The sequence below is a fragment of the Nonomuraea sp. NPDC054003 genome (genome assembly GCF_055585125.1).
On record NZ_JBVJKR010000006.1, the window covers coordinates 313,363 to 332,988 of the forward strand.

General features: G+C 70.4%; 16 protein-coding genes. 5 read left to right on the forward strand and 11 right to left on the reverse strand.

What is annotated here, in order from left to right:
• Positions 1-45 precede the first annotated feature (45 nt).
• The 3 genes from ACZ6YG_RS17975 (at position 46) to ACZ6YG_RS17985 (ending at position 3,376) form a co-directional block, all read left to right on the forward strand.
• Positions 46-1,074, forward strand: coding sequence for a phosphotransferase family protein (locus ACZ6YG_RS17975; RefSeq protein WP_466018612.1), 1,029 nt, complete (start codon positions 46-48; stop codon positions 1,072-1,074).
• Between the two features lie 54 nt (positions 1,075-1,128).
• Positions 1,129-1,878 carry an SDR family oxidoreductase gene (locus tag ACZ6YG_RS17980; protein ID WP_466018613.1) on the forward strand — a complete coding sequence of 250 codons (750 nt, stop codon included), beginning with the start codon at positions 1,129-1,131 and terminating at the stop codon, positions 1,876-1,878.
• Between the two features lie 100 nt (positions 1,879-1,978).
• A complete protein-coding gene (locus ACZ6YG_RS17985; RefSeq protein ID WP_466018614.1) occupies positions 1,979-3,376 on the forward strand; it encodes a GH39 family glycosyl hydrolase in 1,398 nt (465 codons plus the stop codon).
• 2 nt (positions 3,377-3,378) lie between these two features.
• Here the strand turns inward: ACZ6YG_RS17985 and ACZ6YG_RS17990 are convergent, their stop codons facing one another.
• From ACZ6YG_RS17990 to ACZ6YG_RS18035, 10 genes are all read right to left on the reverse strand, one after another.
• A complete protein-coding gene (locus ACZ6YG_RS17990; protein WP_466018615.1) occupies positions 3,379-6,999 on the reverse strand; it encodes an MFS transporter in 3,621 nt (1,206 codons plus the stop codon).
• 91 nt (positions 7,000-7,090) lie between these two features.
• The gene (locus tag ACZ6YG_RS17995) at positions 7,091-8,389 is read right to left on the reverse strand and encodes a lipopolysaccharide biosynthesis protein (RefSeq protein WP_148029646.1); all 1,299 of its coding nucleotides are present in this window, start codon (positions 8,387-8,389) and stop codon (positions 7,091-7,093) included.
• Positions 8,390-8,402: 13 nt separating this feature from the next.
• A complete protein-coding gene (locus ACZ6YG_RS18000) occupies positions 8,403-9,206 on the reverse strand; it encodes a polysaccharide deacetylase family protein (RefSeq protein ID WP_148029647.1) in 804 nt (267 codons plus the stop codon).
• Positions 9,203-10,144, reverse strand: a complete 942-nt coding sequence (locus ACZ6YG_RS18005) for a glycosyltransferase family 2 protein (protein ID WP_466018616.1) — start codon at positions 10,142-10,144, stop codon at positions 9,203-9,205. The genes ACZ6YG_RS18000 and ACZ6YG_RS18005 overlap by 4 nt, the downstream gene beginning before the upstream one ends.
• Before the next feature lie 26 nt (positions 10,145-10,170).
• Positions 10,171-11,004, reverse strand: coding sequence for a glycosyltransferase family 2 protein (locus ACZ6YG_RS18010; protein WP_148029649.1), 834 nt, complete (start codon positions 11,002-11,004; stop codon positions 10,171-10,173).
• 156 nt (positions 11,005-11,160) lie between these two features.
• The gene (locus ACZ6YG_RS18015) at positions 11,161-12,285 is read right to left on the reverse strand and encodes a GNAT family N-acetyltransferase (RefSeq protein ID WP_345482858.1); all 1,125 of its coding nucleotides are present in this window, start codon (positions 12,283-12,285) and stop codon (positions 11,161-11,163) included.
• Positions 12,282-12,704, reverse strand: a complete 423-nt coding sequence (locus tag ACZ6YG_RS18020) for a hypothetical protein (RefSeq protein ID WP_246639421.1) — start codon at positions 12,702-12,704, stop codon at positions 12,282-12,284. Before ACZ6YG_RS18020 ends, ACZ6YG_RS18015 begins: the two co-directional genes overlap by 4 nt.
• A gap of 193 nt (positions 12,705-12,897) precedes the next feature.
• Positions 12,898-14,415, reverse strand: coding sequence for an RNA polymerase sigma factor (locus ACZ6YG_RS18025; protein ID WP_466018617.1), 1,518 nt, complete (start codon positions 14,413-14,415; stop codon positions 12,898-12,900).
• Positions 14,416-14,538: 123 nt separating this feature from the next.
• A complete protein-coding gene (locus tag ACZ6YG_RS18030) occupies positions 14,539-16,218 on the reverse strand; it encodes a substrate-binding and VWA domain-containing protein (protein ID WP_261808348.1) in 1,680 nt (559 codons plus the stop codon).
• Between the two features lie 253 nt (positions 16,219-16,471).
• The gene (locus ACZ6YG_RS18035; protein WP_148029652.1) at positions 16,472-17,077 is read right to left on the reverse strand and encodes a cation diffusion facilitator family transporter; all 606 of its coding nucleotides are present in this window, start codon (positions 17,075-17,077) and stop codon (positions 16,472-16,474) included.
• Between the two features lie 168 nt (positions 17,078-17,245).
• Here ACZ6YG_RS18035 and ACZ6YG_RS18040 point away from each other — a divergent pair, with 168 nt between their 5' ends.
• Together ACZ6YG_RS18040 and ACZ6YG_RS18045 are read left to right on the forward strand one after the other, a co-directional pair.
• Positions 17,246-18,028, forward strand: coding sequence for a DUF4184 family protein (locus ACZ6YG_RS18040; RefSeq protein WP_466018618.1), 783 nt, complete (start codon positions 17,246-17,248; stop codon positions 18,026-18,028).
• Positions 18,021-18,830 carry a TrmH family RNA methyltransferase gene (locus tag ACZ6YG_RS18045; RefSeq protein ID WP_466018619.1) on the forward strand — a complete coding sequence of 270 codons (810 nt, stop codon included), beginning with the start codon at positions 18,021-18,023 and terminating at the stop codon, positions 18,828-18,830. Before ACZ6YG_RS18040 ends, ACZ6YG_RS18045 begins: the two co-directional genes overlap by 8 nt.
• 6 nt (positions 18,831-18,836) lie before the next feature.
• Here the strand turns inward: ACZ6YG_RS18045 and ACZ6YG_RS18050 are convergent, their stop codons facing one another.
• Positions 18,837-19,610, reverse strand: a complete 774-nt coding sequence (locus ACZ6YG_RS18050; protein ID WP_148029655.1) for a neutral zinc metallopeptidase — start codon at positions 19,608-19,610, stop codon at positions 18,837-18,839.
• Between the last annotated feature and the right edge of the window lie 16 nt (positions 19,611-19,626).

Below are 19,626 nucleotides of genomic sequence, written 5' to 3' on the forward strand. Positions count from 1 at the left end.
CTCCCAGGTGGTTTTCAGAACCGAATAACGTTCTAATATCAGACCATGACCGTACCTGGGATCGACCGGCCCCGGCTGTTCGCCTGGATGGGCCGCCACACGCCCGACGCCGGTGAGCCGCTGTCCGTCTCGCTCATCTCCGGGGGCAGGTCCAACCTGACCTACCTCATCGAGACCGGCGAACGCCGCGTGGTGCTGCGCCGGCCCCCGCTCGGCCACGTGCTGCCCACCGCGCACGACATGGCGCGCGAGTGGCGCGTCATCTCCGCGCTGGCGCCGACCCCGGTGCCCGTGCCCGGCCCGGTCGCGTTCTGCGCGGACGAGGACGTCATCGGGGCGCCGTTCTACCTCATGGAGTACGTGGAAGGCGCCGCGGTGCGCGGCCGGGAGGAACTCGGCGACCTGCCGCCGGAGGGGACCAGAAGGCTGAGCGAGCGGCTGGCCGAGGTGCTGGCCGCCATCCACGCCGTCGACTACCGGGAGGCGGGGCTGGACGGCTTCGGCCGTCCCGACGGCTACCTGGCCCGGCAGGTCGAGCGCTGGTGCAAGCAGTGGGAGCGGTCGAAGACGGAGGAACGGCCCGACTTCGACCGCCTGGCGGAGCGGCTGCGCCGGAGGCTGCCCGCACACTCGCACGGCACGCTCGTGCACGGCGACTACCGGCTCGACAACACGCTGGTGCGGCTCGGCCCGGAGCCCGAGATCCGCGCGGTCGTCGACTGGGAGATGTCCACCCTCGGCGACCCCCTCGCCGACCTCGGGCTCACGCTCACGTACTGGCAGGACGCCGGGGACGAGGAACGGGCCGGGATCCCGGTCGCCGGGGACGTGACGGCCGCGCCCGGCTTCCTGAACGCCGCCGAGTTCGCCGCCCACTACGCGAAGGTCTCCGGCCGCGACACCGCCGAACTGGGCTTCTACGTCGCGCTCGGCAACTTCAAACTCGCGGTCATCGTGGAGGGTATCCACGCCCGCTTCCGCCAGGGTAAGACCGTGGGGGAGGGGTTCGAGCGCATCGGCGGCGCCGTGCCCACCCTGATCGCCCGCGCGCACCGCATGCTCGGCCCGTCGTGACCGCCGGCCACGCCTGATCCGACGCCAGTCACACCCACCGCCCTGAGGAGCGTCATGAGCACTGTTGCACTGATCACCGGAGCGGCGAGCGGCATCGGCGCCGCGGTGGCCCGCCGCCTGTCGACGGGAGGCGCCAGGTGCGTCCTGGTCGACCTCGACGGCGACGGCGCCGAGCGGCTCGCCAAGGAGGTCGGCGGCGTCGCCCTGGCCGCCGACGTGCGCACCGAGGAGGCGTCCAGGCAGGCCGTCGAACTGGCCGAGCGCACCTACGGCCGGCTCGACCTGGTCCACCTCAACGCCGGCATCTCCAGCGGCGTCGACCTGAACGCCTTCGACCTGGCCCAGTACCGCAAGACCTTGGGGGTGAACGTGGACGGCGTGGTCTTCGGCGTGACCGCCGCCCTGCCGCTGCTGCGGCGCTCCGGCGGCGGCGCCATCGTGGTCACCGCGTCGCTGGCCGGGCTGGTCGGCTACGACGGCGACCCCATCTACACGATGACCAAGCACGCCGTCGTCGGCCTCGTCCGCGCCCTCGCCCCGCCGCTGGCCAAGGAGCACATCCGCATCTCCGCCGTCTGCCCCGGCTTCACCGACACCCCGCTGGTGGCCCAGGCGCGCGAGCTGTTCATCAGCGCCGGGTTCCCCCTGCTGGAGGCCGACGAGGTCGCGGCCGCCGTGGAATCGGCTTTTTACGCCGACGACACCGGCAGCTTGCTCGTGGTGCAGCCGGGTAGGCAACCGGTGCCGTACCGTTATGCAGGGGTTCCTGGACCCGCGAGCGGCCAGCGGCCACCATCGTCCTGACCGTTCGCAAGCCACTCGCAACCCGGACGGTTACGGTGAACAAGGTCGAGGTCCTGGCGCTCGGCCTTGTTTGGAACGTTCGTGAAGGGGTGGGTTCAGGGTGATTCCGACGGACGGCAGGCATGCCCGCAAACGGTCGCCATGGCCGCTGGCCGTCGGGGCGGGGGTCGTCGCGGTCCTGCTGGTCGCCGGCATCCTGACCTACGCCGGCCTCCGCTCGGAGCCGGACGACGGGCCCACGAGTTACGTCGGCGGCGAGATCGCCTCGTCCGCGCCCGCCGAGCCCGCGCCCGAGCTCGACCCGCCGCCGGCGGTGGACGACTGGCCGCGCTGGGGCATCACCCACACCCAATACAGCGCCGACAACGAGGACCGCGTGGCCCGGGAGGCGGCCAAGGGGATCCTCGGCCGGGTCCCGATGCTGCAGAACCAGCACATCATGGGCTGGGGCGCCGGCAACCCCGAGCCGAGCCCCGGCCAGTACAACTTCGTCGACCTCAACAGGCGGCTGAAGTTCATGGCGTCCTCGCGGTCCATCCCCGTGATCACGCTGTGCTGCGCGCCCGACTGGATGAAGGGCGGCCAGGCGGGCCGCACCGACTGGTCGAAGAACCACACGGTCGCGGTCAAGCCCGAACACTTCGACGACTACGCCAAGCTCGCCGCCCGGGTCGCCAAGCAGTATCCGACGGTCGAGTACTACATGGTGTGGAACGAGTTCAAGGGCTTCTGGAACGCCAGCACCAACCGGTGGGACGCCGAGGGCTACACCGAGCTCTACAACAAGGTCTACGACGCGCTCAAGAAGGTCAACCCGAAGATCAAGGTCGGCGGCCCCTACGTGCCGATCGAGAGCTCCAAGGCCGACAGGCCGTCCGAGCTGAAGGGCACGTACGGCAGCGTCGACCAGCGGGCGCTGGACGCGATCGAGTACTGGATCGAGCACAAGAAGGGCGCCGACTTCATCGTCGTCGACGGCGCCACCATGACCACCGACGGCGGCAACGTCCCCGACGACTTCGCGGCCACCGAGAAGTTCAGCGCGATCAGCACCTGGCTCAGGCAGAAGAGCGGCGACCTGCCGGTCTGGTGGGCCGAGTGGTACGTCGAGCCCGACGACTCCGGCTGGACCGAGGACAAGCGGACCGCCGTCCAGGCCACGGCCCTCATGGAGTTCGCCAAGAGCGGCGTCTCCACGGCTCTCTACTGGAACCCGCAGACCAGGGGCCGCGGCGAGTGCGCCGGCTGCCTGTGGCGGTCCGGCACCGGCGAGGAGATGCCCATGGCCGGCCTGCTCAGCGGCTTCACCAAGTGGTTCCCCGCCCACGCGCAGCTGGTGCAGGTCCAGTCCTCCGACAAGCGGATTCGCGTCCTGGCCCAGGAACGCCAGGTCGTCATGGTCAACACCGCCGACACCGCCGTGACCGCCACCGTCGACGGCAAGCAGGTCACGCTCCAGCCGTACGAGATCCAGTGGAGCGGCCGCGGCCCCGCCTGACGTCAGTTGAGGCCCGCGATGTAGACGAACCGCTCCACGATCACCCCGAGCGCCACCGCGAAGGCCGGGATGGCCACCGCCAGCATCCAGCGGCGGGCGCGTGGCGCCCGGCGGGGGCCGTTGAGCCTGATCACCTCGTAGCCGAACAGCGCGATCCAGGTCACGGCCAGCGCCCCGATGCCGACCGGCGTCCACGGCGAGGTGGGCTCCCCCTGCACCTTGTACGGGCGAGGATCGGGGATCTCCGTGCCGCGCACGAACTCGCCCCACGTGTAGAGAGCGGCGTCGTCGTTGGAGAAGACCCTCTTCAGCTCCGGCGCGGCGTCCAGCGCGGCCCGGAACTTCTCGCCCCAGCCCTCCGGGAAGCCCTCGTTGAGCTGCAGGTAGCTGACCTGGCCGCGGCTGACCACCACGTAGGTGTTGCGCGGGCTCTCGGGGCCGGGCTTCAGCGAGTCGATCACCCCGGTGATGTTCGTCGGGTCCTTGAACACCTGCGCCTGGCCGGCGAAGTTGACCAGCTCGATGTCGCGTTCGCCCCACGGCAGCGTGGGCGTGACCTCCGGGCCCAGCTTCGGCACCAGATAGACCACCCGGGCGCTCGGCTTGTCGTGCTCGTACACGTGGTGCATGGCCGCGACCTCGCCCGAGGTCACCCGCTCGAACTTCTCGTTGCCGTAGCGGGCGACCAGGAAGGCGCCCGCGAACGCCACCGCCATGCACGCGGCCAGCACCAGCGAGATCTTCCTCGTCAGGTCGGGGTTGAAGCGCACGTTCCGCTTGCGCAGCGGGACGGTCTCCTCGCGCACGTCGGCGCTGTCGGCCGGCATGTTGGGGAAGAACGCGTACGCGGCCAGCAGGCACGCGCCGGGCAGCGCGAACATGTAGATGCGCAGCCCCATCTCGCCGCCGTAGCTCTGCATCGCCAGCGCCAGCGCCGGCACGCAGAGCAGGATGAGCGCCGCCCGGTCGAACACGCCGCGGTGCAGCCGCCTGAACAGGCCCACCGCCGCCAGCGCCAGGATCACCACCAGGATGCCCAGCCGCGCCTGCAGCACCAGGGCGTGCAGCGCGTCGGTGCCCTCGATCCGGTCGCCCGTGTTGGTCTGCAGGTTGTCGAGCACCCGGCCGAGCCCGCCGAAGATCGTGTCGATCTGGCCGACCCAGAAGCCGACGGCCATGTAGCTGATCCAGGTCAGCACCACCAGGCCGAGGAAGAACGGCAGCCCCCACGTCAGCGAGGTCCGCTTGAACAGCAGGAACGCCGTCAGCACGCCGAGCATCATGAACGGCGTGATCTGGTGGGACGCCGTCGCGGCCACGAACAGGGCCAGCAGCAGCATGAGCATGAGCAGCTTGTCGGCCCGGAACATGCCGGTGTTGGCCAGCTCGCCCGGCGTCATCGCGTCCAGGCGGGCCAGCAGCCTGCGCAGCCCCTTCGGCGGGATCGGCTTGGTGCGCGGCTCCACCCGCCCGAACCAGCGCAGCAGGATCGCCACGAACACCAGATAGAGGGCGAACGTGAAGCCCTGCGGCGAGAAGTAGTCCTGCCCGATCCACTGGACCAGGATGAACAGCAGCGCCGCGAACCAGCGCGCCCGCGTGGTCGCCACCACCTGGCGCAGGATGAGCACGAACGGCAGCAGGTAGAGCAGGTTGGACAGCAGCGGCGACCAGTTGAGTATCGGCGTCAGGTCCTCGATCCCGGCGGCCTTCGTGACGAACGCGAACAGCGCGAAGAAGCCCGGCCAGCCCATGCGGGCGTCGATGTTGATGGCCGTCTCGCCGGTCCTGCCGATGAACTCCACGAAACCGGCATGGATGTACGCGGTCGGGAACCTGGGTTCCTCGGCCACCAGCGCGCCCACGCCGTGCAGGGCGAACGTGATGGCCGCGATCTGGAACAACAGCAGGAACTTGCGGTCGGTGCTCTGGGCGACCGTGACGAAGAACGACACGACCATGATGAGGATGGCCGCGAAGGCGGTGACGGGCAGCGCCGAGATCAGCCCGAGGCCGTTGATCTCCTCGGGGTCGACGCCCCAGTACGGGCCGGGCGGCGCCTTGACCGCCAGCACGTACATGACCAGACCTTCGAGCACCAGCAGCACGGGCAGCCACCGGGGCGCGCTGGCCAGCAACCTCGCCCAGCGCCCTCCCTGCTCGCCCGCGGCCCCAGGCGTCGCGACCGGCTTCTGCCGCACCGCGGTCGCGGTTTGCGCGGCCGCCGCGCCCTGCTTGGAGGCCGCTGGAGCTTCCGCCGGGTCTTTCTGGAGACCCGCCGGACCCTGGGGTGCCGCTGGATCTTTCTGGAGAGCCTTCGGAGCTTGGGGCGCCGCGGGGTCCTTCCGGGGACCCGCCGGAGTTTGGGGTGCCGCCGGGTCCTTCTGGAGACCCGCCGGACCCTGGGGTGCCGCGGGGTCCTTTTGGAGAGCTGCCGGGGTTTGGGGTGCCGCCGGGTCTTTCTGGAGACCGGTCGGGGCTTGGGAGGCCGCCGCGTCCTGTGGGGACGTGGTCTCCTGTCCGCCGTCTTCCGCCTTCGCGCCCGGCTGCCCGGGCTTGCCCTTGGCGGGCGCGGACGCCGCCGAGGCACCCGCCCCTCCCGTGGCCTTGCCCCCGCGAGCGGTGGGTGCCGGCGAGCCCTTGGCGGCCGGTCGTGAGACTCCGCCGGTCGAAGGGGAGGTGAAGTCCGTGGTCGGCGGGGCCGTGGATGCGCCGGAGTCCTTACGGGCCTGCTGCGCGGGGAACGGAGTCGTGCCGGAGACGTCCTCCGTGGGCTTGGCCGAAGGGCCGAACTTGAGCTTGGGCAGCGTGGCCGTCTCCGGCTCGGCGTCCCCTTGCCCAGGTGCGGCAGCGGGGGCCGCCCCCTCAGCCTTCGGCTTGGCCGCATCGCCCACCGGCTTCTGACCCGAGCGGGCCTCCTCCGCCTCGGCTACGGCCTTCGTGCCCGAGCGGGCCTCCGTCTCGGGTGCGGCCTTCTTGCCCGAGGGGGTCTCCGCCTCGGGTACGGCCTTCTGACCCGAGGGGGTCTCCGCCTCGGGTACGGACTTTTCACCCAAGCGGGTCTCTGCCTCGGGTACGGCCTTCTGACCCGAGGGGGTCTCCGCCTCGGGTACGGACTTCTCGCCCGAGCGGGTCTTCTCCGTCTCGGGCACGGCCTTCTGGGCGGACCGGGTTCTCTCGGGTACGGATTGCGCCTTGGAGGCCGTGGTGCCCTTGGACGCGGGTGGTGGGGCGGCCGCGGCAGCGGCCTCTTCGGCGGTCGGCGGGCGGCCGATGTGGACCGACGGCGGGCCGGGGATGCGGAAGGTCAGGGTCTGGCTGACGTCCTCGGAGTCCCGCTCCGCTCCGCGCTCGTCCTCGGCGGAGTCGCCTCCGGAGGAAGCCGCGGCACGCTCTCCGGCAGGCCGCTCGGCGTCCGTCACGACGTCGGCGGAACGCTCTCGGGCGGGCCGCTCGGCGTCGGCGGGGGGCTCTTCGGCCGCCTCTTCGTCGGACGGGCGGTCGTCAGCCGAGCCGTCGGTGGGCTGGTCCGCGTCGGCGGGCTTGGGCGTGTCGGCTCGGTCCTTGGCGGCATCGAGGTCCAGCCGCGGGATGATCCCCGTAGCCTCCGGATCGAAGGGCACCTCTGACTCCTCTCCCGTGTCCCCCCGTACGCCGGAAGAGCCGGTGAAACGCGCTGTCATACGATCGCCGTCCCGTTGCCTCACGTGACCATCATGGGGCCCCGGGCGACCCCTGAGCGACGCTGAGCAGCCTAGTGTCGGCAGGTCTGAGAATTTTACGTAGTTTTCCGAAGATCACCAATGCGATGAGACTCTGGCTGATCAGCATGCCGTACCCCACCGCTTCGACGCTCGCGAACGGGAACAGCACCGCGATCGAGGTCAGCACCAGCGCCGCGAGCCCGATCTGCAGGAACGCCAGCTTCCGTACCTCGCCCTGTGCGCGCAGCGCGCTCAGGTAGATCTCGATCAGCACGCGTGGCAGCACGGCCAGCGCCATGAGCCGCAACAGCAGCGTCCCCTCGGCGGCGAAGGAGTCACCGAAGATCTGCAGGATGAGCGGGGCGGCGGCGACGGCTACCACGATGATGGGCACGATGATCATTAAGGCCCTGCGCAGCGCGTTGCGGCAGTTGACCGCCAGCTGGGACCGGTCGAAGGACCCCTCCACGGTCAGCGACACGGCCATGTTCATGGCCAGCAGCTCGATCATGCAGCCCAGCGTGTGGGCCATCGAGAAGCGGCCGAACGTCGCCTCGCTCACCTGGGTGGCCACGGCCACCGGCACCAGGTAGACGATCGCCAGTACGGACAGCGTGCCGGGGAAGTCGCCGGACAGGAACCTGCCGATCTCGCGCAGCCCTGGAGGGTGCGGGTGCCGCTCGGCGGTCTGCCGCATGTGCCGCGGCACCACCACCCCGAAGATCAGCCAGTTGATCGGGATCAGCGCGATCGCCGTCGGCACCATCCAGGAGACGAAGATCCCGCCGTCGGGCAGCGCCCCGGCGAGCGCGACCAGCAGCCCCATCTTCATCAGGCCGAACACGATGCTGTTGACCGGGACCCAGACGGCGTTGCGCAGCCCGGTCAGCACCACGTCCTGGAGCGTGAAGACGGCCCAGACCGCGACCGCGCCGAGGAAGAACAGCCCGGGGCCGAACCCGCCGAGCACGGCGTAGGTGTCGCCCCACAGGGGCAGCGTCAGCAGGAAGCCGATCGCGGCGGTCACACCCGTGGCTGCGGCGATCCCGTAGCCGCGCAGGATGAGCCCCGGCGTGCTCCGGCCGCCGATCGGCAGGTAACGTGCCAGCGCCCCGACCAGCCCGAGCGCGGTCAGCGACGCGAACAGCCGCATCAGCGTGATGACCGCCTGGCCCCGGCCGAACTCCTCCTCGGAGAAGTAGTGGGCCGCCAGCAGCCAGTAGCCCATGCCGAGCACCGCGGTGATGCCGGTGTTGGCCATCAGCGCGTAGCCGTTGCGGAAGAGCGGGTTGCGGAGGTCGCTCAGCACCTTCCGCCAGAGGCTAGACATTGCCGCGAACCCGTTGCAGCCCGTATCGCGTCCTTCTGACGACGGCGTAGCCCTTGGTCAGGATGCGTTCGCGCAGGTAGATCAGGGGCACGGCGGTGCCCTCGACGGCCTTCTTGAACATGCTGATCGTGGTGTGGCGGGCGACGGTCAGGCGCGGGATGGCGAGCACGTCGTGGCCGTCGGCCGCGATCGTGTTGTTCACCGCGCAGGCGGCGAAGTAGCCGGCCTTGCGCACCTCGCGGCGGACCCGCGCGCTGGAGTAGCCGTAGGGGTAGGCCATGGTCGCCACAGGAGTGCCGAGCTTGTCTTCGAGCAGGCCCTTGTTGCGGCGCAGCTCCTGGCGCAGCTCCTCGCCCGGGAGCTGGTCGAGCTGCGGGTGGCTGTGGCTGTGACCGCCGATCTCGATGCCGGTCTGGGCGGCCTCGCGGGCCTGGGTCCAGCTCAGCATGTCGTCCAGCGGCCTGCCAGCGGCGTCCTTGCCCGCGTCGGCCACCCACCCGCTGGTCAGGAAGACCGTGGCGGGGAACGCGTGGCGCTCCAGCAGGGGCAGCGCCTTCGTGTGGAAGTCGGCGTAGCCGTCGTCGAACGTGAGCACGATCGGCTTGCCGGGCAGCTCGACGCCGTTGATCTTGTTGAGCCGGGCGACCAGGTCGCCCAGCGTCAACGGGGTGAAGCCGCTCTCCGCCAGGTAGGCGAGCTGCTCGTCCAGGTCGGAGGGGCGCACCGAGTGCGGTTTGGTCTCCTCGTTGGGCGAGTCGGTGACGGAGTGGTACATCAGGATCGGCACCCGGATCACGAGCGCACCCCCTTCAGCCGGATCGAGCCCACCAGGTAGCCCCAGGCGGTCCAGGCCAGCCCGACCACGATCGCGCCGGCCCGGCCCAGGCCGCCGAGGTCGCCCCTGAGCGCCTCGCCGAGACCGCGCAGCGCGCCCAGCGGCAGCGTCTTCATCGCGTGCGCCCGCTCGCTGGACAGCCCGTCCTGGGTGCCCACCTCCTGGGTCACCAGGGCCTTCGACAGGCCCTCCGCGTAGCAGCGGGAGCGGAAGTAGCCGAACGTCTCCCGCTGCCTGGACACCTTGTGCCCGATCGCCGCCGTGGGCTGGAAGAGCATGACCGAGCCCGGCTTCCGCTGACTCAGGCGGATGCAGAACTCGGTCTCCTCGCAGCCCAGCGGCCGGCTCTTGCGACCCTGCACGCTCCGGCCGATGCCGCTGTGGAAGCCGCCCACCTCGGACACCGCCTCGCGCAGGAAGGCCGCGTTGCCGCCCATCACGTTGCGGATCGGCGCCTTCACCTGGGGCATGCCCCGGTAGCTGCAGCCGACCGTCCAGTCGAACTCGTGCGGGAACCAGCGCGGCCTCCGGCCTGAAGCCCAGATGGGTTCGGTGCGACCGCCCACGCCGACGACACCCGGATCCTGGAAGCCCTCCTCCAAAGCCTCCAGCCAGCCGGGATCGGCGACCGCGTCGTCGTCGAGGAACGCGACGATCTCACCGTTGGCGGTGGCCACGCCGGTGTTCTTGCCGCCCGACAGGCCCTGCTCGTGCGAGTTCTCCACGACGATCGCGTGTGGATAGGCGCGCTTGAGTCTCAGGTGCAGGTCGGGGTTGTGGTCGACGACCAGGATCAGCTCGCGGGGCGGGCGCGTCTGGCGCTCCACCGACTCCACGGCCTCCCTGATGTCCTCCCACCGGTCCTCGGTGTAGACGCAGATGACGACAGACGTGTTCACGACGATTCCTTCAGGCGTTCGAGCGCTTACGCCACACCCCGGTCCGCGGCTGGGGCGGCGGCCGGCTCGGGCCTGGGCGGCGCGGGCTGGCGACGCCACTCACGCATGATCGTCCTGAGCACGCGCAGGCCGTCGCGTACCACGTGCAGGTTGCTCTCGCCGTGGATGCGGTCGCGCTCGTGGCTGGGCACCTCGTGCACCTTGAGCCCGCCCTTGGCGGCGCGGATGTTCATCAGCGTCTCGACCTCGAAGCCGTCGCAGTCGAGGTCGAGCACGTCGAGGTGACGCGACCAGAAGGCGTTGTAGCCGTAGCAGAGGTCGGTGTACTGGGTGCCGTACATCTTGTTGACGATGCCGGTGAGGACCCTGTTGCCGAAGCGGCGGCTGAAGGTCAGGTCGTCGCTGCCGCCTCCGGAGGCGTAGCGCGAGCCCTTCACGAAGTCGGCCCCGGTCATGAGGGCGCCCACGAACGAGATGATCTCGTGGCCGTCCGTCGAGCCGTCGGCGTCGATCATCACGATGATGTCGCCCGTGCAGGCGGCGAAGCCCTCCGCGAGGGCGTTGCCCTTGCCCTTCCCGGTCTGCGTGACGATCTTGACATTGGGCCGCAGGCGCCGCGCCACGGCCACCGTGTCGTCGACGGAGTTGCCGTCGACGAGCACGATCTCGTCGATCCACTGCGGCAGCGTGGCGAACACATGGGGCAGGTTCTCCGCCTCGTTCATCGCCGGAACTACCACACTCACTGTGGGTGAAATGGCCAAGTGGGGCGTGATCGGCGTGAATCGCTCAATAGGCGGCATCGAACGCAAGGGCATGACGTGGCTCTTGCCGTTGTGCTGGACGGTGTCGGAACTCATGGCGAAGTTGATCCTTCCGGGACCGGCCGCGGCGTGCCGGCGCCAGTGTTTCCCCGGTGCTGAGGGAACGCCTGACGAGACAGGTGGTGCATCGGCCGGTCCAGTGAGGTGCGGGTGGTGCTCGGGTTGTGCTGCTGAAGTGCTGACGGACCGCCACTAGGGCGCTCCCGGCACTTCCTTCGGTACTGCGTTCGGATCGTGCTGGACGGTACTGCGGACCCGCCCGAATCCTTTGAGGACTCGATCGGCTGCCTTATAGAGAGACGGCCGATCCAGCACGATAGTTCGGGCCTTGTTGAAAGGAGTTCGGCCGATCCAGTGGACGGCCGCCGCCGGCGTCGGCCTGGACACGCGCCCCTCGGCGACGTAGAGAGTGCCGCTCTTGAGCCAGTCCTTGTACTCCTTGCCGCCCTTGCCCATGTCGATGATGTGCAGGCCGCTCTTGGCCGCGGCCTCCGCCATCTGCATGTGGTGGACGATGCCGGGGGAGTATCGGGCGTATTCGGTGTCGTACGCGGGGAACCAGCCGACGAGCGTGGTGGCCGTCATCAGCCCGAAATGGCCGGCCACAGGCACGTCTCCCGCGTACAACATGGTGAGCACGCCGGAGAAGTCGGGCGACCTCGAGGCGTGCATCAGACCGGTCAGTTCGACGATCCACGGCTGGGCGAACCTGTCGACCCTGCCGGTGCGCCGGTACTGATCGGACTTCCAGGACAGGAGCGTGCGAAGCTCGGACTCGTCATCGGAGGCCCAGGCGAGCCGGAGCCCGCCGTGTTCCCTGCCGAGCTTGCGCTCCTTGTAGCGGACAGTCTTGAGATTCTTCGGGGAGTTGGCCTTGACCTGGTCGAGCCAGTTGTCGAAGCCGGTGGTGAAGTCCATGACCGGCGCCGGGCGGACGTCGCTCTCGTACGGGGCGAACGTCGGCTGGCCGGCGACCAGGTGGTCGAAGTCGTACACGGTGAGCCTGCACGCGCGCAGGAGCGCGCGGGCGTCGAGCTGCAGGTCGGGAACAGCGATCAAACCATGACAAGTAGTCAGGAATCCGCCGAGAGGCTTACCAATACCGAAATTGTGTCGCTCATAAGGAAAAAATCCGACAATACGGTCTTCGTTCTCAATAACGGCAACCCGTACATAATCCCGCAATTGATCCATGGCGAGCGCGAACTCCACCGACAGGAACGGATTGTCCAGACTCGGGTCGGCCTTCTGGAGCTCCCGCCATCGTGCCCGCTCGGGCCCGCCAAGCTCGCGCGGGCGCACGACGCTGATCTTCACCTTGCCCTGGCCCCCTGTTCGGTCTGCATGTTCTTCCCCCGGTACAACACGCGAAGCACGTACATGAACCCGCCGAGCACGGCGACCGTCGCCACGCCCGCCCGGGGTGACCACGCGTCGAACAGCAGCATGGCCTGGGCCAGCAGCACGTTGATCACGAGGCTCGCGGCGGCTCCTACCGATAGTGCGGCAAGCGGATCACGATCGCGCAACAGGCCGACGACCGCGGTGCCCGGCACGACCAGAAGGAAGAGGGAGATCAGGAACGGCCGCAGAGGCGTGTCGATGTCGAGCAGAGCGATGACCGCCCCCGCTATGCAGGCCAGCGAGAGCAGCCACGTGACCGCTCTGCGGTGCTGCTTGAGCATGCCGTCTCTCTCCCGGTTCTTCGCTTCGAGGTGCGCGGTTGATCGCTCCATGGCATCAATCCATGCGCGCGCGCGTCAACGCCGACGCGTGAGGACCACGTCAGGTTTACCGCAGGTCGCCACTTACCCATGTGGGATTGACCACATGGGTAGGAACCACCTCGGCCTGACACGTTCCCCAGCTACACCAGGATGCCCTATCTGCCACACACGTACCGACTTCGCGTCCGACTTATCGCATTTTTTAACGCGATGACGAACTGGCGGCTTCGGGCACCGGTGTGCCGGTCGGTCCGGCGCTCGCGGTGACGTCGTCGTCGGGCAGCCTGGTGGGGCCCGGCACGGCCGGGTCGTCCCAGCTCAGCGCGCAGGCCGAGCCGCCGCCGTTCGAGGTGATCGTCACCGTTCCGCTGCCCTCTGTGCCGGGATCCTCCACCGTGACCCAGACGACCGCCGTGCCGCCGGGCTTGATCGAGCCCGCGGCCGGGACCACGCCCAGTCCTTCCGACGCCGCGGCCTTCCAGGAGACAGTCCTGTTGCGGGCGCGCAACCCGATCGTGGCGGCGCCGGCCACCTCTTCCGGGCAGGTCGTGGTGAGCCTGGCGGGACGGGCGGCCCGCCGCCGGGTGGGGGTGCTGACGGCCGGGGGCCTGGTGGTCGCCAGGTCGGCGGCGGGCCGCCGCGTCGGCTTCGGCGACGGCGTGCGCTCGCGCCTGCTCTCGCTCGGGCTCGGGGTGGGGCCGGACTCCTCCTCGGTCTCGGCCGGGGGGCTCTCCGGCAGCACGTGTGCGGTGGGCGAGCCCTCGGGCCGCAGATCCAGCGCGGTCTTGGCGCCCTCGTGGCCGGTCATGGCGACCAGCACGGCCGTGCCGGCCAGCAGCGCCGCGGCCGCCAGCAGCGCCGGCGCGAGCCCGCGCCGCCCGCGCCGCCGCGACCGGCCGGGCGGCGCGGGGAAGCCGCCGCGGTCGAAGCCGTCGCCCCGGTCCAGGATCATCGTGCGGGTGTCGCCCAGCGCCGGGTCCGCGCACGTGCCGAGCACCCGCTCGCGCAGGGAGAACGGCGCGTACGCCACCGGGAGCATCTCCAGCAGCCGCGCCGCGGACACCTGCGCGCGCCGCCGCTCGGTGCAGACCTCGCAGCCGCCGATGTGCGCGGCCAGCCGCCGGCGCAGCGGCGGCGTCAGCGGCCCCTCCCACGAGTCCACCAGCGCCGAGAGCTCCGGGCAGTGCGCCCGGCCGGTCCTGGCCAGCACCACCGCCGCGGCCGCGTTCTCCAGCAGGTCGCGCGACCGGCGCAGCCTGCTCGCCGCCTGCCGTGAGGTCAGCCCCAGCACCGAGCCGACCTCGGCGGGCGTGAGCCCGTGCCGCGTCGACAGCTCCAGGATCTCCCGCTCGCTCCTGCGCATCTCGCCCAGCGCCGCCCCGACGAGCTCGGCCAGCTCGTGATCGTCGGGGTCGTCCAGCGGCGCCACGGCCCCGCGATGGTGGCCGAGCCTGGCCATCGCCTGGAACCTGACCAGCGCGTACAGCCAAGCGCGTAACCTGGCCGGCTCGCGCAGCCGGTCGGCGCACCCCTGCGCGGTCACCACCGCGTCGTGCACCGCGTCGGCCGCGCGCCGGTCGCCCAGGAGCGAGGCGGCGTAGTCGTGCAGCCGGTCGCCGTACGCGTCGTACAGGCGCTCCGGCGCGCCCGGATCGGCGCGCCGCAACGCCGCCACCAGTTCCAGATCGTGGGCGCGGTCGACCGCCGGCCATCCAGGCACCAGTACCTCCCCGCGGGTGACAAGGAATCCCCGGCGTAGAGGACGTCCCTGGTGCCCGGCGGGTTGCCAGGTCGTGCCCAAGTGGCTTAACCAGGTAAAACAGGGGTAGATGTGACGGTTGTGTCAGCCGTCGCAGTTGGGGGAGCAGAGGCGGCGTTCCATGCCCTGGAGGAAGAAGTCGCGCACCTGGAGCGGGTCCTTGGCGATGTAGGCCTCGCCGCCGGTGGCCCGCGCCACCGCGTCCATCTGCCGCTTGCCCGCCTGCGCCTCGGGGCCGAACGCGATCAGCAGGATGCTGACCGGCCGCTCCGGGTTGTAGGTCTCCTTCAGGAACCGCAGGATCTCCGCGTCGCTGACGCCGCCGTCGGGGTCGTCGTTCCCCGCGCCGTCGGTCAGGATCAGCAGCGTGTTGATCCTGTCCCGGGCGTACGTCTTGGTCATCTCGGTGTAGGCGGCCTTGATCGTGTCGTTCAGGCCGGTGTCGCCGGTGGCCTTGGCCTGGACCGAGGCGAGCTCCCTGGCCAGCGCGTCCTTGCGCAGCACGCCGTCGACGCTCTGGGTGAGCGGGCCGACGGAGACGACTTCCTTCCAGTCCTTGCCCTGGCCGTCGAGGTGGGTGGAGAACATCCACACGCCCATCTCGGAGTTCGCCGGGAACAGCGTCAGGCCCTCGGTGGCGATCTTGCTGATGGCCTGCATGCGGGTCAGGTTCGTGCCGGGGACCGGCAGCGCCATCGTGCCGGAGACGTCGAGCAGCGTGAGCAGGCGGGTGCCGAGGTTCAGCCTGGTCCAGGTCTGGCTGACGGTGGCGACCGTCTTGACGTCGGGCTCCGGCAGCGCCTTGGGGGCGGCGGGGACGAAGCCCTTGGCCTCCGACAGCGCCTCGCCCGCCGTGCCGTCGGGGCCGCGGAAGCCCTGCGCGCGCAGCACCTTGAGCGCGGACTCCTTGGCCAGCTCCTGACGGAAGTCGGCCGCGGCCTTCTGCGTCGCCAGGTCCTTGGTGAGGACGGTGAGCGGATAGTCGAGGCTCAGCGTGCCCTCGGCCGGGTAGAGCGCGACCGCCGGCGTCTCCGGCTTCTTCGTGTTGTGCACGTGGATGGCCTGCTCGGAGCTGACGCCGATCGGCACCTTCCCGCCGGACTTGACCGTGAGGCTGGCGAGCAGCGCGGTCGAGTCGGCCGCCACCTGGCCCGACAGCTCCTTGAGCGCGCCCACCAGCGCCTTGCTCTGGCCCGCCTCCCTGGCCACGCCGGACGCGGCCATCAGGGCCGCCATCCCGGCCGAGCTCTTCTGCGGGTCGAGGGCGACCACGCGCACCTTCTTGCCGGGGCCGTCGGGGTCGGCCACGTTCGCCGCCGCCACCAGGCCGGACCAGCTCGGCTTCAGCGTGCCCTCCAGCTTGGCCGCCGCGGACGCGGCCGTCGCCAGCACGACGGGCGAGGAGGCGATCGAACCGGCCGGCTGGGGCACCTCGACCTGCTCCGACACGCGGCTGCTCAGCTGGCTCAGGATCAGGCTGGAGTCGGGCACCCAGATGTCACCGGCGAACTTGCCCGCGGCGACCGCGCTCGCGGCCTTCGCGGAGGTCTCCTTGGCCACCGTGACCTCGACGCACTTGCTGTCGATCGAGTGCAGGGCCTTGGTGTACGTGCCCGCGATCTTGTTCAGCGCCGGCTGGATGTCCGGGCTCGCCACCACCCGCAGCGGCAGCCTTCCGGCGGAGCAGTCGTGTTCGCGGGTGAAGATGACGAACGCCGCTACGCCGAGCAGCACCGCCAGCGCCACGGCTCCCGCGAGCGGCACCAGGACCCGTCCGCGTCCACGCGCCCGTCTGCGCGCGGAGCGGGAAGATGGGTCCTGGGCTCGGTAGCCGCCGTCGATGTCGTCTGTGCGGTGTCGCCCCACGGTGTCCCTCTTGGTGTTCTTGATCGCCTGGCTGAGCCTGACCTTCCGGAGACCCTGGCGGGTGGTACTCCTCGATACCCGGGGAACGATACTCGGTAGGCTTGCCGGGGCAAAACACCTCTTTTGGTGCAGTAATTACTCAGGGTCGTGTTCAGTGGCAGCACGTGTGACCACGCCACGCCCGTATCCCTTCGCGTACCGCGACCACGGCGAGGACCAGCGCCACGATCGGATCGACCCACCACAGGCCGAGGGTGTTGAACCAGAGCCCGGCGAGCACGCCCGCGGCCGTCAGACCGCAGATGATGTTCTGGGTGCCCTCGCCCGCGGTCGCCCCGGACGCCAGCCGCACCCCCAGCCGCCGCTTCAGCACGCCCAGCACCGGCATGCTGACCAGGCTCACCGACGTCACCACGATGCCGAGCAGGCTCACCTCCGCGCGGTGGCCGGCGTCCAGGTCGTGGCCCACATGCACGATCAGGTACGGGGCGAGCAGCCAGAAGCTCACCGCCACGGCCCGCCGTGCCCGGAGCTCGGCCGTCTCCGACAGCGTGCGCTCGCCGGTGAACCGCCACACCACGATCAGGCTGGCCAGCGCCTCCACCAGGGCCGACAGCCCCCACCCGATCAGCGCGACCGAGTGCGCGCCGAACCCGGCCGCCAGCCCCAGCGTGCTCTCCACGCCGAGCCAGACGAGCGTGACCACCGAAAGCGACCGCGCGTTCCGCGCCGCGCGCAGCCATTCGGGCGACGCCACAGGATGTGCATGAACTCGCTGGTCAGACACCTTGAACCCCCGCTTTCGCCGCCGACAGCGGTCCGTACCGACCTCATCACTGCTCGTGACCCTAGAGGGTGGAGGCGAGGGACGGCCGAACTTCGCGGGTAGTGTCGTGATCAAGGAGCGACTCGTACAGGGGGGCCGGTGCCGTTCACACCCAGCCACATGGCGCTCGTGCTGCCCCTCATCTCGTCGGCCCGTCTGCGCCGCCTCGCCGACCCGTGGGCGCTGGCGCTCGGCGCGATGGTGCCCGACCTGCCGATCTTCCTGCCGTTCCTGCCCGACTACAGCGACTGGCACTCCTGGCAGGGCGTGGTGACGGTGGACCTGGCGGCGATGCTTATCCTGCTGGTCCTCTTCCACGGCCTGCTCCGCGACCCGCTCCTGGCCCTGCTCCCGCCCGCGCTGGCGGGCCGCGCCGCCACGCTGCGCCCCGCCTGGCCGCAGCTCGCCCGCGGCTTTCCGGCCGTCGTGGCCGGCGGCCTGATCGGCTCGGCCAGCCACGTCGCCTGGGACTCCTTCACCCACTCCACCGGGCCGGGGGAGTGGGGCGCGTGGCTGGCGACCCCGGTGCTCGGCGTGCTGCCGCTGTTCCGGGTCCTGCAGTACACCTCGTCGGCGGTGGGGCTGGTGATCGTCGTGTGGTGGGCCTGGCGCGGCCTGTCCAGGATGGCGCCCGTGCCGGTGCCCGCCGACCTGCGCACCCCCGCGCGGACGCGCTGGACGGTCCTGGGCTGGAGCGCGGCGGGCGTCGTCGCCGGCGCGTTCGCCTGGCCCCGGCTGGACGAACCCAACCCGGTCTTCGGCCTGCCCGGCGTCATCACCAAGGTCGGCGCCGGCACCGTCGTGGGGTTCTGCCTCGTGCTTCTCTGCTACGCGGCCGTCTGGCAGGTCAGACGGCTCATGGCAGTATCGGAACGTGCTTGAGTACGTCACGGACGCCGCCGATCCCCGCCTGACCGACTTCACCAGACTGCGCGACGTCGAGCTGCGCAAGAGCCTGGAGGCCGAGCGCGGCCTCTTCATGGCCGAGGGCGAGAAGGTGATCAGGCGCGCCGTCGGCGCGGGCTACCCGATCCGCTCCGTCCTCACCACCCGCCGCTGGCTCCAGCCGCTCGCCGACGTCCTCGGCGACGCCACCGTGTACGTGGTCAGCGACGAGATCATGACCGCCACCGCCGGCTTCCAGGTCCACCGGGGCGCCCTCGCCTCGATGGCCCGCCTCCCGCTGCCGCCCACCGCCTCGGTCATGGAGTCGGCCGGCCGCCTCGTCGTCCTGGAGGACATCGTCGACCACGCCAACGTCGGCGCCGTCTTCCGCTGCGCCGCCGCACTCGGCGTCGGCGGCGTCATCCTGTCCCCCCGCTGCGCGGATCCGCTCTACCGGCGCGCGGTGAAGGTCTCGATGGGGGCGGTGTTCTCGATCCCGTACGCCCGGATGGACAACTGGTACACCGGCCTGGACGAGCTGCGCGCGGCCGGCTTCCAGACCCTGGCGCTGACCCCCGACCAGTCGGCCACCCCGCTCGACGAGGTCAAGCTGGGTGACCGGGTGGCGTTGCTGCTCGGCGCCGAGGGCGACGGCCTGTCGTCGCGGTGGCTGCACGAGGCGGACGAGCCGGTCTGCATCCCGATGAGCCCGGCGGCCATGGACGCGGGCGTGGACTCGCTGAACGTGGTCGCCGCCGCCGCCATCGCCTGTCACGGCCTCATGCGCGGCCGACGGTGACGCCGGTCAGGAGACCTTGGAGGACGACGCCGCCCAGGTGTTGCAGGACTTGGGGTCACCGGTGGCGAAGCCCTGCTTGATCCAGGCACGCACGTTGGCCGTCTTCCCGACCCAGCGCTCCGAGCCGGTGTCGCCCTGGACCAGGCTCAGCAGTTCGCGATAGTCACGCGACGTCCTGCCCTTGAGCGGCCACACGCTCTTCAGGAAAGCCCCGCCGAGGCAGTCGGTCTGCAGACTGACGCGGCGCGACTGCTCCCGCAGCTCCGTCTTGTTGTCGTAGGGCTCGTCGTTGTAGGCGTCGGTGATGCCGGTGAGCTTCTGGACGTGGTAGCCGTACATGCCGGCCGTGTAGTTGAAGAGCCACAGGTCGTCCGGATCCTCGACCCAGGTCTTGCCCACCTGGACGGCGAGCGTCTCGGTCTTCTCGCAGTACCAGGCCTGCGAGTCGTCCTTGTCCACGTCCAGGCCGCAGTACTTCTTCGGGATCCGGTTGAAGTGCTTGACGCGCATCTTGCCGAAGTCCACCCCGGCCTTCGTCAGGTGCGCGCCCCAGGTCTTGTTGAGGCAGGCGACGACGGCGTCGATATAGGCCCGGGCCTGCTTCTTGTCGCCCGTCCTGATGCGCTTCTCCGCGCACTTCGTACGGGGGAGAGGCCCGGTGGCGTAGAGGTCGTTCTTGGTGAGCTCGGGGCTGTTGATCGGGTCCATGGCGGCGTTGGCCGCGGTGCCGGACAGCGGAAGGGTGATGGTCGCCAGCGCGGCGATCATGAGGGTTTTCACATGGCGGGACCATAGG